Here is a 16255-nt window from a genome sequence, read left to right as displayed (position 1 = left end):
CAAGGCTCCGCTATCGGTGGCGATGCGATGGCGAAGCCGCAAGAAGGGACAGATCAAGATGAGCCGACGCTGGTTACTCCCCTTTAGCTGGGAGGTCGATGTAGAGGCGATCGATGCCATTATGCGTCTCGCCGCTCTGGAGGGAGCAAGCTTGATCGCGCTCTCTCTGCTGCCAGGGGTAACGACACGCTCGCCCAATAAGCTGCGCGCCGAGCACTGGCAGCAGTCACAGGATTTCCTGGAAGTAGTGCGCTGGAAGTGCCAGCGCTACAGGGTCAAAGGCGAAGCTTATGAGCTATTGACCGAGGATGTCGGGCAAAGCATTGTGAGCTTTGCTCACGAGTTCGCCTGCGATCGAGTACTTGTCATCCGTCGTCCGCGCGGCGACGCTCTGCTACCCGCATCACAGGTCCAGCGGCTCGTGCGCGAGCGCCTGGTACCCCTGATGCTTTTTTATCTACCAGAGCAGTCTGAGGGTCTCTCACTTGTGCAACGGTTCTGCGCCTGGCTGAAAGTCCACAGCCTCGGACGACTGGCTCGCATTGACAGCGCTCGCTAGATAGCATCACTCAGCCAGAGGCGCTAGAGCGCTATCAATCACGACTTGCTGATTTATTATGCTCTATAGAGCAGAGGTATATATTAAACGATGACAACGGAACATATCTTGATTGCGACCAGTGATCCATCCCTCGGCTCTCTGCTGCAGCGGGCACTGCAAGCTCAGGGCTACGAGACAACGCTTTGTGAGACTGCAGCGGCTGCCCTGGCTCAGCTTACAGGGAGAAAAGCCGCTCTGCTGATCGTCGATCTGGCCCTGAGCGACGATACTGGCTGGGGTCTGCTACGCCAGGCCCGCGCACGTGGCTTACTTGCTCCCCACGCTACGGAGCAAGGCGATCCCTGTCTCCCTGTCATCCTGTTGTCTGCTAATCCGCTTCAGGTATGGCACAGAGCTGAGCAGCGTCCGCTTGCCTATCTGCCGCGTCTCTGTCCACTTGGCGCCGTGTTGCGGCTGGTTGCCAGAGCCTGTGCCCGCCAGCGAGGGGAGCAGGTTGCCCATTCTTCCGCCCTACCAGATACAGATAGGCTGGCTTCTGAGGAGTGGCTCTATGCTTGATACGCTGATTGTGCTGGTGACCTTGCTCATATTCCTGATCTTTATCGGTTTCACGCTGGCCTGCGAGCACTTGTGAGCAGGCCCCGCTGAAGGACGAAGGAGCTATCTCGATGAATACACCACTGGAGTACTTGCTGACCGGTTTGATCGCGTTGCTGCTGCTGATCTACCTGTTTATCGCACTACTGAAGCCGGAGCGCTTCTAAAACCTCTCATTCAGCCATAGAGGATGGCTTTTGCAATGTCCATTACGTTCAACAGCTTTGTACAGATTGCTCTCTTTTTAGCACTGGTGTTAGCGCTGACGAAGCCGCTTGGCCTCTATATGACCAAGGTTTTCAACGGCGAGCGCACCTGGCTGTCGCCGGTCTTCGCTCCGCTAGAGCGCTTCCTCTACCGCGCCTGCGGCATTGATCCAGCACGGGAACAACGCTGGACCGGCTACGTGATCGCCATGCTGGTCTTTAATCTGGCTGGCATGCTCTTGCTCTACGGGCTGGAGCGGACACAGCAATGGCTGCCCCTGAATCCGCAGCATTTGGGACCAGTAGAGCCACAGCTGGCGTTTAATACAGCCGCCAGTTTTACGACGAACACAAACTGGCAGAACTACGCCGGCGAGCAGACCATGAGCTACCTGACCCAGATGGCCGGCCTGACTTACCATAACTTTATCTCGGCGGCCACCGGTATGGCTCTGGCCGTGGCCTTAGTACGCGGCCTGGCCCGCCACAGCGCCGAGCACCTTGGTAATTTCTGGGTCGACCTGACGCGCGCCACGCTCTATATCCTGCTGCCCATCTGCCTGGTCGGGGCCCTGGTCCTGGTTTCACAGGGCGTGGTCCAAAATTTCAACCCTTACACGGTCGTCCATACTCTCGACGGCGGCCTGCAGGTCATTGCTCAGGGGCCAGTTGCCTCCCAAGAGATTATCAAAGAGCTGGGGACCAATGGCGGTGGCTTCTTCAATGCCAACTCAGCCCACCCCTATGAGAATCCGACCGCCCTGACGAATCTGATCGAGATGCTGGCGATCATCAGCATCGGGGCAGGCATGTTCTATATGTTCGGACGCATGGTCGGCAACACCCGTCAGGGCTGGGCTTTGTGGGCCGCTGCTGCCATCCTCTTTGTCCTCGGCCTGGCTGTGGCCCTGCCCGCCGAGCAAGGCGGAAACCCTTTGCTCGCGCATCTGGGGGTCAACCAGCAGGCTTCCGCCCTGCAGCCCGGCGGTAACATGGAGGGCAAGGAGGTGCGCTTCGGTATTACTGACTCTGTGCTCTTTACAGTGACGACAACCGCCACTTCTTGCGGAGCAGTCAATAGCTTCCTTGACAGCTATACACCGCTTGGCGGTCTGGTGCCTCTGGCCAATATCGCTCTGGGTGAGGTGATCTTCGGCGGCGTCGGTTCGGGCCTCTACGGCATGCTGATGTTCGCCATCCTGACAGTCTTTATCGCCGGGCTGATGGTGGGGCGCACGCCAGAGTACCTCGGGAAGAAGATCGAGCGTAAAGAGGTCATGATGGCTGCTCTGGCACTGCTGATTAGCCCGGCTACGGTCCTGGGCTTCGCCGCCGTGGCCAGCGTCTTGCCCCAGGGCCTGGCATCGCTAACGACGAATACTGGCCCGCACGGCCTCTCAGAGATTCTCTACCTGTATACCTCCTCGAACGGCAACAACGGTTCAGCCTTCGCCGGCCTGGCTGGCAATACACCTTTCTACAACTGGACCGGGGCTCTGGCTATGCTGATCGGGCGTTTCGCCTTCCTGATTCCCATCCTGGCCTTTGGCGGCTCGCTCGTCGGCAAGCGCGTTGTCCCCGCCGGACCAGGCACCTTCCCGACGACGGGGCCGCTCTTCGTCTCGCTTCTGGTGGGAGTGATCCTGATCGTGGGAGCCTTGACCTACTTCCCGGCTTACGCCCTCGGGCCAATTGTTGAACATTTGCTGATGCTGGCAGGAAGGACCTTCTGAAGAATGAGCAGTCACACACTGGAAGTGCGACCGTGGAAGACACGGCGCAAAGGAGCCGTCTCGTCTTTTGATCCGCAGATTGTGCGCCAGGCCTTACTGGATGCGTTCCGCAAGCTTGATCCACGCTGGCAGATTAAGAATCCGGTGATGTTCGTGGTGGAGGTCGGCAGCGTGATCACGACTATCGAGTTCGTGCGCCTGCTGCTGACCGCCCCCGGGCCGGCTTTCCCTGTCACGCGTTTACATAACGAGACGCTCTTTGTGCTGGCCGTTAGTCTCTGGCTCTGGTTTACGGTGCTCTTCGCCAATTTCGCAGAGGCAATGGCCGAGGGACGCGGCAAGGCTCAGGCTGAGACACTGCGCCGCGCGCGGACGACCACAATGGCCAAGCGCCTGCGCCGTCCCGAGCGCTCGGCCCCCTGGGAGGAGGTGCCAGCACCCGCCCTGCGCAAAGGCGACTATGTGCTGGTGGAGGCCGGCGATGTCATTCCTGGCGATGGCGAGGTAATCGAGGGTGTGGCGGCGGTCGACGAATCGGCCATCACCGGTGAGTCGGCTCCGGTCATCCGCGAGAGCGGCGGCGACCGCAGTGCTGTGACCGGCGGGACACGCGTGCTCTCGGATTGGATTATTGTGCGCATCGGCGCCAATCCTGGCGAAACTTTCCTCGATCGGATGATCGCCCTGGTCGAGGGAGCGCAGCGCCAGAAGACCCCGAATGAGATCGCCCTCAATATTCTGCTGGCCAGCTTGACCATCATCTTTCTGCTGGTCGTAGTCTCGCTGGAACCGTTTGCCATCTACTCGGGAAGCCCGGTTTCGATCACAACGCTCATCGCCCTGCTGGTCTGTTTGATTCCGACGACAATCGGCGGCCTCCTCTCCGCTATCGGTATCGCGGGCATGGATCGCCTGGTGCAGCGCAACGTGCTGGCTATGAGCGGGCGCGCCGTGGAAGCCGCTGGCGACATCGATGTGCTCTTGCTCGATAAGACGGGGACCATCACTCTGGGCAACCGCCAGGCCACGCGCTTCCTACCCCTGCCCGGCATCGACGAGCAGGCTCTGGCCCAAGCAGCTCTGCTGGCTAGCCTGGCCGACGAGACCCCCGAGGGCCGCTCGATTGTGGCGCTGGCCCGCGAGCGCTTCGCAATCGGCGAGGAGGTCAGCCTCCAGCAGCAGGCTAGCCGCTTCGTGCCTTTCTCGGCCATGACGCGCATGAGCGGTCTCGATGTGCTGGCTGACGCCGATGGACAGGCTGCCAGTGCCAGGGGCGAGGAGGAGGCGGCTCCTCCTGTGCGCACCATTCGTAAAGGGGCTGCTGAGGCGATTATAGCCTATGTGCATGAACATGGCGGCGATAACACCCATGGTGAGCTGCTGCAGCGCACGGTCGATGAGATTGCCCGCGCTGGCAGTACACCATTGGTGGTCGCTGAGACCTGGCGCACCGGCCAGGATCATCAGGAGCAGGCCCGTGTACTGGGCGTAATCGAGCTGAAGGACATTGTCAAGGGCGGCATGCGCGAGCGCTTCGAGCAGCTGCGCCGCATGGGTATTCGTACGATTATGATCACAGGCGACAACCCTCTGACAGCGGCAGCGATCGCTCGCGAGGCCGGCGTCGACGACTTCCTGGCACAGGCTACACCGGAGACCAAGCTGAAGCTGATCCGCGAGCAGCAGGCTGGCGGACGCATGGTCGCCATGACCGGCGACGGAACCAACGATGCCCCCGCCCTGGCGCAGGCCGATGTCGGCGTCGCTATGAATAGTGGCACGCAGGCCGCCAAAGAGGCTGCCAATATGATTGATCTCGATTCAAACCCGACGAAGCTGATCGAGATCGTGGAGATCGGCAAGCAGCTGCTGATCACGCGCGGCGCCCTGACTACCTTCAGCATCGCCAATGATGTGGCGAAGTACTTCGCCATTATCCCGGCGGCCTTCTCGACTACCTATCCGCAGCTGAATGCCCTGAATATTATGGGCCTGGCTACCCCACACAGCGCGGTGCTATCGGCGGTCATCTTTAATGCCCTGATCATCATCGCTCTGATTCCGCTGGCTCTGCGCGGAGTCAAATACCGCCCGATCGGGGCCGGGCCATTGCTGCGGCGTAACCTGCTGATCTACGGCCTGGGCGGCATCGTGGCCCCCTTCGTGGGCATCAAGCTTATCGATCTACTGCTCTCGCTGTTGCACTTAACGCTCTAGGCCATCTTGTTCAAGGGGATGAGCACCATGCATCTGTCATTGAAGTCTCTCTTGCGCGAGTATCTGCGCCCGGCTCTGATGCTAACCCTGCTCCTCACTATTCTGCTGGGCCTGCTCTACCCAGGAGTGGTCACCGCTCTGGCGCAGCTGCTCTTCCCTTACCAGGCCAACGGCAGCCTGCGCTATGCCGATGGCCGGCTGGTCGGTTCAGAGTTGATCGGGCAGTATTGGACCTCGCCCAAGTACTTTCACGGACGGCCCTCGGCCACGCTGAGCGATGACGGCAGCCACCTCCAGCCCTACAATGCAGAGAATTCCGGCGCCTCTAATCTCGGCCCCACCAACAAGGTCCTGGTGCAAACAGTGCAGCAGCGCATTGCCGAGCTGAAACGCGAGAACCCGGATGCTCCACCGGGTCCGGTGCCCGCCGACCTGGTAACGGCCTCCGGCTCGGGCCTGGACCCTGACATTTCGATAGCCGCCGCGCTCTACCAGGTGCCGCGTGTGGCCAAGGCGCGCGGGCTGAGCCAGGAGACTGTGCGCCAGCTTGTACTGAGCCATGTCCAGGGGCGCTTTCTGGGCATTTTCGGCGAGCCTCATGTTAATGTGCTCGATCTGAATCTGGCGCTCGACGCTCTTAAACACTAAGGCTGTCGAGCAACTAAGGGAATGGATCAGCAGAAGAGGCCCACAGCCCAGCAGGGAGGTGCCTGCCGACTATGAGCGAGCAGAGAGCAAGCCGCGAGTCCAGCGATGGGCGCCCCTCTCCCGAGGAACTGCTGCAGCGCTACGGCCTGCGCGATGAGGATCTGGCCGGGCAGCAGCAACCCCAACAGGGAGCCGGGGCGGCTAGCAGCGACCACAAACCGGCTACAGGTCCAACCCCAGCGCCGGAGGCGCACCCTCCACGGCCTTCTTCGGGCCGCCGGGGGCGCCTTCGCATCTACCTGGCCGCCGCCCCGGGAGCAGGCAAAACCTATGCGATGCTCAACGAGGGTCACCGACGCAAAAGCCGCGGAACTGACGTGGTCATCGGCTACGTCGAGACCCACGGGCGTCCACGTACCGCCGAGCAGATTGGCGATCTGGAGATCATCCCTCGCAAGAGGATCGCCTACCGCGGCCTGACCCTGGAAGAGATGGACCTGGAGGCCGTCCTGGCGCGACGCCCCCAGGTGGTGCTGGTCGATGAGCTGGCCCATACTAATGTCCCCGGCTCCAGGCATGAAAAGCGCTACCAGGATGTGCTGGAGCTGCTGGAGGCCGGCATCGATGTGGTGACCACCCTCAATATCCAACACCTGGAGAGCCTCAATGACATTGTGGCTAACATCACAGGCGTGCGCGTGCGCGAGACGCTGCCTGACTGGATTCTCGACCAGGCCGATGAGGTTGAGCTGATCGATATCTCGCCCCATGCCCTACGTCAGCGCATGAAACATGGCAACATCTATCCTCGCGAGCGCATCGATGCCGCCCTTAATAACTTCTTCCGCGAGGGGAATCTGACGGCCCTGCGCGAGCTGGCCCTCCGGCTCACTGCCGAGAAGACCGAGGCCCAGCTGCAGCAATACATGGCCTCGCATAGGATCAATAAGCTCTGGCCAGCTTGCGAGCGCGTCCTGGTCGGCTTCGATCACCGTCCTCACAGCCGCCAGGTGATCCGCGATGCCTGGCGCCTGGCGCACAGTCTCCAGGCTCAGCTGATTGCCGTCTCCGTTGAGCCAACCGGCTTCGCCTCCGTGACGGCGCGCCTGGTGCGCCTGCTCAAATATGGCCGTCGCTTGCGCGCTGAGGAGGAGGTGGCACGGCGCCGTCTTGAAGCACACGCCTTGCTCGCTGAGGACCTGGGGGCCGAGGTGCTCCATGTGCGCAGCCCTGACATTGCCCAGGCGCTCGCTACTATCGCCCGCGAGCGCCGCGTCACCCTGATCGTCCTGGGCCTCCCAACACGCCGCCGCTGGGAGGAGCTGCTGCGCGGCTCTTTGGTCAACCGCCTGCTCCGCCTGAGCAACGACATCGATATTCATCTCGTGCCACGCCGCCCCGAGAGCGAAGCGGAGGACAGCTCTTCACCTCGCACATAAGCTCCTGGCCCGGCTGGCAGGCGAGCGGCCTGCATGGTTGACAGCCAGACCGGCGTTCAGCCGCGTTCCAGTTCCAGAGCAGGGGCTTGACAGCAGTGCGCTCAGGCTGCTATACAACCTCCTATATACTGCTGATGAGACTTCCCTCTCTGGGGGAGCGGAGAAGCGGAGAAGAGGAGCTGTTGACGGATGGAGCTACGCGGGAAACGCGTTTTGGTCATGGGGCTGGGCTTGCAGGGTTCAGGTATCGCCGCAGCTCGCTATGCTGCTGAGCAGGGCGCCATCGTGCGCGTGACCGATAAGAAGCCGGCGGACGTGCTGGCACCTAGCATTCGCGCCCTGGCGGGCCTGCCCATTGAGTTCATCCTCGGCGAACATCGCGAAGAAGACTTTCGCTGGGCCGAAATCGTTATCCGCAACCCGGGCATTCCACGCAATTCACCCTACCTGCAGATCGCCCGCGCTCACGGCGCCCAGATCGAGATGGAGCTGGCGCTCTTTATGCTTGCCTGCCCGGGACGCACCATCGGCGTCACCGGCACACGTGGCAAGACTACTACCACCACGCTCATCTATGAGATCTTGCGCGCCGCCGGCAAGCCCGTGGTTATCGGCGGCAACGTTGCTGGCGTCGAAACGCTCTCGTTGCTGCCCCAGGTCAGACCCGAAACCCTGGTGGTCCTGGAGATGTCAAGCTGGCAGCTGGAGGGCTTCGAGCAACATCACATCAGCCCTGCTGTGGCCGTCATGACCAATCTCTACCCCGACCACCTCGACACCTATGCCAGTATGGAAGAATACGGCGCGGCTAAAGCCAATATTTTCCGCTATCAGCGGCCCACAGACCTGGCCGTCTTCAACTACGATAATCCCTGGACACGCCGCTTTGGCGAAGAGGCGCCGGGCCGCACCTGGTTCGCTAGTCTGGAACGCGGCGGCAGCTTTCCCCGTGGCTCCAACGAGCTGCTGCCTTTTACCTTCCGCAACACTCCTCTGCCCGGACGCCATAATCTGGAAAACGTGCTCCTGGCTACGACCGTCGCCCGTCTGCTAGAGATCCCGGATGAGATCATCGCCAGCACCGTGCGCCAGTTCCGCGGCGTCGAACACCGCCTGCAAGAGGTGGCCACTATCGATGGCGTGCGCTATATCAACGATACGACCAGCACCACGCCGGTCGCCGGGCGCATGGCCCTGATGGCCTTCAACGAGCCACTGATCCTGATCGCCGGCGGCAACAGCAAACACCTGCCGCTGGAAGACTGGCCAGCTCAGATTGTAGCGCGCTGCCGCGCCGTGCTCCTGCTCCAGGGTAGCGGGACAGAGGAGCTGCTGCCTGCCCTGCGCGCCGAAGCTGCCAAACAGGGACGCCCTGACCCGGTTCAAGGGATCTTCGACCGCTTTGAGGAGGCCCTCGACGCCGCTGTAACTTTGGCCCGACCAGGCGACGTCGTGCTGCTCTCGCCCGGCTTCACCAGCTTTGGCATGTTCCAGAACGAATTTGAGCGAGGACGGCGCTTCATCGCCTATGTGCGCGCTTTGCAGGAGCACAAGGGACAGCAGCCAGAACCAGAGCAAGACCACTAGTAGGGGAAGCTCAGCCTCCAATACGGACCGACCCCGCCAATGCTAAAGAGGGCTGCACCCGCGAGCTCGCGAGTGCAGCCCTCCGATCTCTGTCTGGCCGACCAGGCCACGGGGAGCAGCTCAGCGCGGCCCGGCAGCGCGTATTTCCTCACCCGGCAGCGTAAACTGCTTGAAATTCTCTTTGAAGCGCGCCGCCAGCTCCGCCGCCTGGCGATCGTAGGCTTCAGGATCAGGCCAGGTACTGCGAGGATTGAGCAGCTCCGCGGGCACCCCAGGGCAGGCTACAGGCACATGTAGGCCGAAGATAGGGTCCGTGATTGTCTCCACACCCTCCAGTTCGCCGCTGATCGCCGCTCGTACCATCGCCCGCGTATAGTTGATGTTGATGCGCCGTCCCACCCCATAGGGACCACCGGTCCAGCCCGTATTGACCAGGTAGCAGCGCACCTTGTGGGCGACAATACGCTCGCGTAGCAGATTGGCGTATTCTCCAGGACGCAACGGCAGGAACGGCGCCCCAAAGCATGGGCTGAATGTCGCCTGCGGCGTCGTCACCCCTGACTCCGTCCCCGCCAGCTTACTGGTGTAGCCGGAGAGGAAATAGTACATCGCCTGCTCTGTCGTCAGCTGTGAGATCGGCGGAAGTACTCCGAAAGAATCTGCGGAGAGGAAGATGATCGCCTGGGGATGGCCGGCACGACCTTCCAGGACCACGTTGTCGATAAAATCGACCGGGTAGGCCGCACGTGTATTCTCAGTAATCGAGGCATCCTCATAGCGCGGCTCGCGCGTCTTTTCATCGAGGACGACATTCTCATAGATGGCGCCGAAACGCATGGCGTTCCAGATCTGCGGCTCATGCTCGCGCGAGAGGTTGATACACTTCGCATAGCAGCCGCCCTCGAAGTTAAAGATGCCCGTGTCGCCCCAGCCATGTTCGTCGTCGCCAATCAGGCGACGTGTCGGATCAGCCGACAGGCTCGTCTTACCGGTACCCGAGAGGCCGAAAAAGAGCGCCACATCGCCCTTCTCCCCCACATTGGCCGAGCAGTGCATTGGCAGGACTCCCTGGGCTGGTAGCATAAAATTGAGGACCGTGAAGACCGCTTTTTTCATCTCACCCGCGTAGTGGGTCCCAGCGATCAAGATCAGGCGTTCCTCAAAGTCGATAATGATGGCCGTCTCTGAGCGCGTGCCGTGGGTCCGTGGGTCAGTATGGAAGTTGGGCACGCAGAGAATCGTGAAGCCCGGGCGCTCGCTGGCCAGATCCTCATCCTTCACACGCAGGAAGAGCTGGCGCGCGAACAAATTATGCCAAGCCAGTTCTGTAATGACCTGCAGCGGTATGCGGTAAGCCGGATCAGCCCCGGCAGCGGCATCCAGCACATAGACGTCGCGCCCCTGCAGATAGGCGGCCAGGCTACGACGCACCATTTCGAAATGCTCCGGCGCCATCGGGTGGTTATTCTCGCCCCACCAGATGCGTGACGCCGACTCTTCATTCGAGACAATATATTTATCCTTGGGAGAGCGCCCCGTATGTGGGGCGGTCTTGGTAGCAAGCGCGCCGTTCGAGGCCAGCACTCCCTCCCCGCGCGCCAGAGCATGCTCAACCAGGATGGCCGGGGCAAGATTCCAGTGGATCTTGCCCAGGTTCATCAGCCCATATTCTTCCAGGGCCTTCCGGCTCATCATCATTGTCATAGAGTGTTCTCCTTTTAGGGCACGTTGGCAACGGCTTTGTCCTCTCGCCGTATGCCTACCCGCACAGGCTCCTGAGCGGAGATCAAAAAAACCAATGGCATACATAGCCCGATAAATATGCCCAACGAGCACAATGAACAGAGAAGTGAGGCGCTCAGGCAAGCCCGGCGCTCGGCATACGCGCGTGTGCGTATCCGTCTTTGAGCGTCCGCACAGCAACGTTGATGCCCCTACCGGTCGTTAGTTTATCAAACTTGACCGGGACAAAGCAACCCATTGAGCCACGGGCCTGCTACTCTTCCCTCAGCCTCTCCAGCCGCCAGACAACGGAATGGACCGGGCTGCAGCGAGCTGCGTCGGCGCTTTTGACCTAACGGTTGCTTATTCATTGGCAAAAAAACTTGAATAGGTTGTTGGCACTCACCAGCCCTTCTGTGCGCTTGGACAGAGCCGACAGGCTTCAGCAGCATCTCCTGCCCCGCAGGTATTCGCTCCACTTCGCTGCCGACATGCTCCCTTTAGAGACAGATGCTTGCGACTTTCAGCTCATTTATCCGTTTTCCTCTATAGAGAGACAGCCGGCTATCCACATGTCTTCAGGACAGCCTATTGCTTCCGCTACCTCTTACTCCTTTCTTTGTGGGAACAGGGTGTCTGAATACGCTCGCCTGCCATCCCTCAACCCAGGGAAGCGGGAGCCACCGCCAACCGTCCAGCCAAATGTGGGCCGCCTGCTGCCTAGCATCGCACCGGGAAGGAAAGAACATGGCTCGCTTTCTACCCGCTTTTCGTTCTGCCAGTCCGTCCCCTACCGTTGACAACGGCGGGGAGGCTGCTTCGCGCTCGCTTGTCAGGCTGGCTTTCTGGCGCCTGCGTCGCACCTGGGGCCTGCTTTCGCTGACAGCGTTGGGCCTGCTGGCAGCGGTCACGATTCTCTGTACCGTACCTCTCTACTCCGCTCTGACGCTCTCCCTCGGCTTGCAAGACGCTTTCCGCGCTCAGCCCCAAAGCGCCGATATTCTGGTAGAGAGCAACGCGGAGCAGCTCTCTATCTCTGGACTCAGCCATGCTTCTGCACTGCTCGATCAGCAGTTCCGGCACTTGCTCGGAAGCTATCTGAGCGATGCCAACCTCTCCATCACCACGCCCCTTGTTCCGCTGGTGAATGCAGACACTCAGACGATTAGCGGCAGCGAGGTCCAGCTGGTCACCGAACCGGCAGCCAGCCTGACCGCTCACGCTTCCTTGCTGGCAGGCCGCTTTCCCCAGGCAACGCTGCCTTCTCCTTCGTCGGATATCTTGGAGATCGCCATCTCTTCGCAGGAAGCCAGCCAGCTGAAGGCCCGGCCCGGCTCGACCTTTATCGCACAGTTTGCTTATGTGCAGATTCCTACCCAGCGCGTCGTCTACAATGTGACCTTGCACGTGGTGGGGGTCTTCTCTCCTCAACCCGACCCGTCGTTCTGGCAGGGCACTACCTTTACAACTTCCCCCCGGGGAGTGAGCAACGGCCAACAGCTGGGCCAGCAAGCGACGTTTCTGACAACGACTGAGAGCCTGCTGACACTCTTCGATCGCTTCGGGCAAGAGACGCACGGCCTCGTTTTGGAGGAACCTTTCACGCTCTCCTGGCTCTACCGCATCGATCCTCGGAAGATCAGTATCGGAGACCTCCAGCTGCTTTTTACCAATATCGATCATGTTGAAAGTAATATTCTCAATAATCCTGATTTGAATATCCCACCTTTGATAGAGCATTTGCAGGTAAATCTTCCCAGCGCCGCTTTGCAGGATTTTTATACCCAGATGGTTACAGCCACGATTCCTCTTTTCTCTCTTGTAGCGCTGGTGATGGCCCTGGTGCTCTTCTTCATCGCGATCATGACCGACCTGCTGATCGATCGCCAAAGCGAGGCAGTGGCGATCTTACGCAGCCGGGGTGCCAGCCGTCTGCAGGTTGTTGGCATGTTCCTGGTCCAGGCACTGCTGCTGGTGCTCCTGGCCCTGGTTGGTGGTCCACTGCTGGCCCTTGGCCTGGCACTCAGTCTGGCTCATGTGCTCTTGCCAGGCAACGAGCAGCTCATGCAGCAGCTGCTGATCAGCCAGCCGCTGGAGACACTCTTTTCGCTTAGCGGCTATGCGCTGGCCGCCGCATTGGTGGGTCTCCTGACAATGGCCATCACAATTGGGCGTGCGACACGCTCCGATGTGCTAGCCCTGCGACGCGAAGCTGCCCGCACCACTCAGATCCCACTCTGGCAGCGCCTCCACCTCGATGTGGTGGCCGCGCTGCTGATGGTGCCCGGCTACGGGATGGCACTCTATTTGATAAATTCGCATGCGCTCGATGATCACACTCGCCTGATCCTGCTGACCCCACTCACGTTGCTGGGCGCACTCTTTTTGATCCTCTCCTCCCTGTTGCTCCTCCTGCGCCTTTTTCCACTCATTCTGACTGCAGGTGCGCGCCTGGCAGCAGCTCGCCGTGGCCTGGCTCCCCTCCTGGCTCTGGTCCAAATGGCACGCGCCCCTCGCCAGTCCCTACGCATGACGCTGCTTTTGGCTCTGGCAACAGCCTGCCTGCTTTTCACACAGGTGCTATTGGCCTCGCAGGTGCAGCGTAGCGACGATAGCAGCTCCTTTCAGGTGGGTGCCGATCTCAGTGGTCAGCTCACACAGCCTCATGCCCCTAGCGAGCTGGCAGCCCTGAAGGCGGCCTACCGTCGCCTACCAGGAGTGCTCTCGGCTTCGCCGGGTCTGGCGACGACGCTCTCAGGGGGCGGCACCCAGGATGTATCGATCGCCCTCCGCGCTGTTGATGCTGCGACGTTCACTCAGACAGCCCAGTGGAGGCGAGCGGACTCGGCTGTGCCTCTATCAACGCTGATGCAGTCGCTGGTCAGCGCGGGCAGAGACGCGGTCGTGACGCACGTGGTGCCTGCTATTGTCGATGCCAATGCCGCACGCTCGCTGCAGCTCGAGCCACACAAGACCTTTACGCTGAGCAGCAGCGATGGCCAACTCTCGCTTGCCTTTCTCGATGTGGCCACGGTCGACGCTATTCCAACCATTGTTTCCTCATCTTCGCCGAGTGGCTCGCCGGGTGATGATGTTCCTAACGGCGGCGTGCTCGTCGACTACGGTACCTACGTGAAGGTGCTGCAGAGTCAGTTTCAGCAGGAGTTTGTCGCCCAGGAGGCCCCGCTGAATTATGTCTGGCTGAGAACCGTGGACGATGAGAGCCGGCTAGCTGCGTTGCGTCAACAACTCAGCCAGACAGGAGCGCTGGCGCTCTCACCGCTCCTCGATCGGCGCGCGCTCCGTGACGAGTTGCTGCGCGCTCCACTCTATCTGGACTTGGTCGGGGTGCTGACGATTGGGGCCAGCAGCGCACTGCTCCTGGCCCTTTTTGGAAGCCTGACGGCTTCCTGGCTGAGTGTGCGCCGCCGCCTGACGGCTTTTGCTGTGCTGCGGGCCTTGGGGGGCAGTCCTGGACAACTGGCCGCCACGCTGGCCTGGGAGCAGCTCTTGATCTATGCCTTCGCCCTGTTGCTCGGCATCGGGTTTGGAGCCTTGTTCTCCTGGCTGACTGTGCCGGCCCTGGTTTTTACTGCCACTAGCGGCAATGCGCCAGCGGCAACTTCGTCCGGGGCTTTCTATGTGGCGCAGAGCATGCCGCCTGTGCAACTCGCTGTTCCCGCCTGGCTCCCTGCCATTCCTGTGCTTCTGCTGGTCCTCTTCGGACTCGCCTTAGGCCTGATGATGCGCACCGTCTCGCACCCGGCGGTGAGCCACGTACTACGTGTCAGCGAGGATTAGGGAGAGAGTAGGTCGTACTGGTAAGGAGTTTGTATGACGTCAGCGGTCATCGTCTGTGATAACCTGGTCAAGATTTATAAGGTGGCTGATCTGGAAGTGGTGGCCTTACAGGGGCTGGATCTGGAGGTCCAGCCCGGCGAGATGCTGGCCCTGGTAGGGGTTTCTGGCTCGGGCAAGACCACCTTGCTGAATATTTTGGGCGGCCTCGATAGTCCCAGTGCCGGGCGATGTCTGGTGGCTGGCTACGACCTGGCTCGTCTCAACGAGCGACAGCGCCTCTTCTACCGACGCTTTGTGGTCGGTCACGTCTGGCAACAGAGCGGGCGCAATTTACTGCCTGAGCTGAGCTTGCAGGAGAACATCGAGCTGCCGCAGCTTTTAAGCGGGGTTGGGCGCCGCGAGCGCCTTCGACGAGCACGTGAGCTGCTTCACTTGATTGGTTTGGAAGCGGCGGCTCAACGCTTGCCGGCTCAGATTTCGGGAGGCGAGCAACAGCGGGTAGCCATTGCCGTGGCTCTCGCCAATCGGCCCCAGGTCCTGCTGGCCGATGAGCCGACGGGCGAGCTAGATACCCAGACAGCGGGGGAGATTCTCCAGCTGCTGCGCCGCCTCAATCAGGAGCTGGGCCTGACCATCGTCCTGGTGACCCACGATCCGGCCCTGGCTGCTAATGTGGATCGGGTGATCGCCATCCGCGATGGGCGCACGAGCACGGAGACGGTGCGCCGCGAGGCGCCCCTGGCCAGCGTTCCTCCTCATTTGACCACCGCCAGCGCGGTGATCGCCTTGCCCAGCGAGACCCACCGTGAGTCGGTGCTGATTGATCGCGTGGGACGGCTCCAGCTTCCCAAAGAGGCCCTGGAGCGCATTCCTTTTCACGGACGCGCTGAGGTGGTGATTGCCAGCGACCATGTGGAACTCTGGCCCGTTGGCAGCCTGCTCAACGGGAAACCTGCCGTCGGCTCGAACGGCAGCGAGTCAAGGGAGGAGCAGCTGTGATGGAAGAGCAGCTTGGCTTTGATCAGCGCCCTCTATATGGCGAGCGAGCTTTTCAGTCGCCGGCGCCAGCGGTAGTGGAAGCCTACAATGTCTGGCGCGAGTTTCGTAGTGGGCACAGCGTCGTATACGCGCTGCGCGGCGTGACACTGCGTATTGAGCCGGGGGAGTTTGTGGTCCTGCGCGGACGCTCCGGCTCAGGCAAAACTACCTTGCTCAATATTTTGGTCGGTCTCGACGATCCCACCGAAGGGGAGGTGATCCTGCTCGGACAGCGCTTGCGCCGCCTGAATGAGCAGGCTCGCGCTCGCTTGCGTCGGGAGGCCATTGGAATGGTTTTCCAAAACGCCCATCTCTTCCCATCGTTGACAGCTCAGGAGAACGTCGAGGTGCCGCTGCGACTGGTGCACCTGGAGCCGAGGGAGCGCCGTCAGCGGGCCCAGGCGGCTCTGGAGCGCGTGGGATTGGCCCACCGGCTGCGCCATCGCGGTCTTGAGCTATCCGGCGGAGAACAGCAGCGGGTGGCCCTGGCTCGGGCTTTGGTGCATGAGCCACGCCTGCTTGTAGCAGATGAGCCAACAGGCAATCTGGACACGACTACGGCCCGCGCGATGATGCAGTTACTGCGCGAGCTAGCCCATGAACGCGGCATCGGCCTGCTGATGGCTACCCACGATCCCGAGGCCGTGACCCTGGCCGACCGCGTCCTTGAAATCTCAGACGGCACCCTCCGCTAGCCGGGGTGAT

At 61.1% G+C, this 16255-nt stretch carries 12 protein-coding genes; 11 read left to right on the top strand and 1 reads right to left on the bottom strand.

The features are described from left to right. Window positions 1-58 precede the first annotated feature (58 nt). The 8 genes from KTAU_RS18840 to murD all read left to right on the top strand — a co-directional run bounded on the left by KTAU_RS18840 (window position 59) and on the right by murD (window position 8989). Window positions 59-559, top strand: coding sequence for a putative universal stress family protein (locus tag KTAU_RS18840; protein WP_151729833.1), 501 nt, complete (start codon window positions 59-61; stop codon window positions 557-559). 90 nt (window positions 560-649) lie between these two features. Further along, window positions 650-1120 (top strand): DNA-binding transcriptional response regulator, encoded by a 471-nt coding sequence (locus tag KTAU_RS18835; RefSeq protein ID WP_151729832.1) that lies wholly within the window; start codon window positions 650-652, stop codon window positions 1118-1120. Window positions 1121-1230: 110 nt separating this feature from the next. Beyond that, entirely contained in the window at window positions 1231-1326 is a 96-nt protein-coding gene (gene kdpF, locus KTAU_RS18830; RefSeq protein WP_151729831.1) for a K(+)-transporting ATPase subunit F, read from the top strand. A 35-nt stretch (window positions 1327-1361) separates the two neighbouring features. Beyond that, window positions 1362-3098 carry a potassium-transporting ATPase subunit KdpA gene (gene kdpA / locus KTAU_RS18825; protein WP_174844078.1) on the top strand — a complete coding sequence of 579 codons (1737 nt, stop codon included), beginning with the start codon at window positions 1362-1364 and terminating at the stop codon, window positions 3096-3098. A 3-nt stretch (window positions 3099-3101) separates the two neighbouring features. Beyond that, window positions 3102-5315: a potassium-transporting ATPase subunit KdpB gene (gene kdpB / locus KTAU_RS18820; protein WP_151729830.1), complete on the top strand. Its 2214-nt coding sequence runs from the start codon at window positions 3102-3104 to the stop codon at window positions 5313-5315. Window positions 5316-5342: 27 nt separating this feature from the next. Continuing rightward, window positions 5343-5963 (top strand): potassium-transporting ATPase subunit KdpC, encoded by a 621-nt coding sequence (kdpC, locus tag KTAU_RS18815; protein ID WP_151729829.1) that lies wholly within the window; start codon window positions 5343-5345, stop codon window positions 5961-5963. A gap of 71 nt (window positions 5964-6034) precedes the next feature. Then, entirely contained in the window at window positions 6035-7402 is a 1368-nt protein-coding gene (locus tag KTAU_RS18810; protein ID WP_151729828.1) for a universal stress protein, read from the top strand. 189 nt (window positions 7403-7591) lie between these two features. Further along, window positions 7592-8989 carry a UDP-N-acetylmuramoyl-L-alanine--D-glutamate ligase gene (gene murD, locus KTAU_RS18805; RefSeq protein ID WP_151729827.1) on the top strand — a complete coding sequence of 466 codons (1398 nt, stop codon included), beginning with the start codon at window positions 7592-7594 and terminating at the stop codon, window positions 8987-8989. A gap of 120 nt (window positions 8990-9109) precedes the next feature. Here the strand turns inward: murD and pckA are convergent, their stop codons facing one another. Further along, on the bottom strand, window positions 9110-10693 hold the full coding sequence (pckA, locus tag KTAU_RS18800) for a phosphoenolpyruvate carboxykinase (ATP) (protein ID WP_151729826.1): 1584 nt from the start codon (window positions 10691-10693) through the stop codon (window positions 9110-9112). Window positions 10694-11458: 765 nt separating this feature from the next. Between pckA and KTAU_RS18795 the strand changes: the two genes are divergently transcribed. The 3 genes from KTAU_RS18795 to KTAU_RS18785 are packed head-to-tail and all read left to right on the top strand — an operon-like array spanning window position 11459 to window position 16245. Further along, entirely contained in the window at window positions 11459-14512 is a 3054-nt protein-coding gene (locus KTAU_RS18795; RefSeq protein ID WP_170293427.1) for an FtsX-like permease family protein, read from the top strand. A 33-nt stretch (window positions 14513-14545) separates the two neighbouring features. Further along, the gene (locus KTAU_RS18790) at window positions 14546-15511 is read left to right on the top strand and encodes an ABC transporter ATP-binding protein (RefSeq protein WP_151729824.1); all 966 of its coding nucleotides are present in this window, start codon (window positions 14546-14548) and stop codon (window positions 15509-15511) included. After that, window positions 15511-16245, top strand: a complete 735-nt coding sequence (locus KTAU_RS18785) for an ABC transporter ATP-binding protein (protein ID WP_151729823.1) — start codon at window positions 15511-15513, stop codon at window positions 16243-16245. The genes KTAU_RS18790 and KTAU_RS18785 overlap by 1 nt, the downstream gene beginning before the upstream one ends. Window positions 16246-16255 lie beyond the last annotated feature (10 nt).

Origin of the sequence: Thermogemmatispora aurantia, assembly GCF_008974285.1 — a bacterium.
GTDB classification, from domain to species: Bacteria; Chloroflexota; Ktedonobacteria; order Ktedonobacterales; family Ktedonobacteraceae; genus Thermogemmatispora; species Thermogemmatispora aurantia.
Note: the sequence above shows the minus strand (reverse complement) of the source record. Positions and strands in the feature narration are given on the sequence as shown.

Coding starts and splice junctions, on each gene's coding strand:
- KTAU_RS18840 (WP_151729833.1), top strand. CDS start 59: ATGAGCCGACGCTGGTTACTCCCCTTTAGCTGGGAGGTCGATGTAGAG.
- KTAU_RS18835 (WP_151729832.1), top strand. CDS start 650: ATGACAACGGAACATATCTTGATTGCGACCAGTGATCCATCCCTCGGC.
- kdpF (WP_151729831.1), top strand. CDS start 1,231: ATGAATACACCACTGGAGTACTTGCTGACCGGTTTGATCGCGTTGCTG.
- kdpA (WP_174844078.1), top strand. CDS start 1,362: ATGTCCATTACGTTCAACAGCTTTGTACAGATTGCTCTCTTTTTAGCA.
- kdpB (WP_151729830.1), top strand. CDS start 3,102: ATGAGCAGTCACACACTGGAAGTGCGACCGTGGAAGACACGGCGCAAA.
- kdpC (WP_151729829.1), top strand. CDS start 5,343: ATGCATCTGTCATTGAAGTCTCTCTTGCGCGAGTATCTGCGCCCGGCT.
- KTAU_RS18810 (WP_151729828.1), top strand. CDS start 6,035: ATGAGCGAGCAGAGAGCAAGCCGCGAGTCCAGCGATGGGCGCCCCTCT.
- murD (WP_151729827.1), top strand. CDS start 7,592: ATGGAGCTACGCGGGAAACGCGTTTTGGTCATGGGGCTGGGCTTGCAG.
- pckA (WP_151729826.1), bottom strand. CDS start 10,693: ATGACAATGATGATGAGCCGGAAGGCCCTGGAAGAATATGGGCTGATG.
- KTAU_RS18795 (WP_170293427.1), top strand. CDS start 11,459: ATGGCTCGCTTTCTACCCGCTTTTCGTTCTGCCAGTCCGTCCCCTACC.
- KTAU_RS18790 (WP_151729824.1), top strand. CDS start 14,546: ATGACGTCAGCGGTCATCGTCTGTGATAACCTGGTCAAGATTTATAAG.
- KTAU_RS18785 (WP_151729823.1), top strand. CDS start 15,511: ATGGAAGAGCAGCTTGGCTTTGATCAGCGCCCTCTATATGGCGAGCGA.